Source organism: Pseudomonas sp. IT-196MI5 (genome assembly GCF_949767415.1).
Taxonomy (GTDB): domain Bacteria; phylum Pseudomonadota; class Gammaproteobacteria; order Pseudomonadales; family Pseudomonadaceae; genus Aquipseudomonas.
The window spans coordinates 1-288 of sequence record NZ_CATKPZ010000075.1; the positions used below are offsets into that span (position 1 = coordinate 1).

Here is a 288-nt window from a genome sequence, read left to right on the forward strand (position 1 = left end):
GCGACATTCAATTTTCGGCCTCCTGCTTCGGATGTGTCGCTGGAGGTCTATGTCAACGCGCTTTCGCCAGGCGAAAGTGAGCCCTTGCTAATCCGCACCAAAGAAACAACCAGAATTTTTCTAGCTGACGATTACGACAACTTGCGAGGCGGTGCGACAAGCATTGCGAGTATGCGAGCCGAGGAGCTTTTAATTGGCTTCAGTGATGACACCCATCGCCAACTGCTTTTCCTTGCGGAGAACTACCGTGAAGCGCGCTCGCTGAGTAGTCCCTTCATGAGTTTCAGT

At 52.1% G+C, this 288-nt stretch carries 1 protein-coding gene; it reads left to right on the forward strand.

Going from position 1 to position 288, the window contains the following annotated elements; translation table 11 throughout:
• On the forward strand, window positions 1–288 hold a 288-nt coding region (locus ACM6IK_RS25725), incomplete at both ends, for a T6SS immunity protein Tli4 family protein (RefSeq protein ID WP_414876543.1).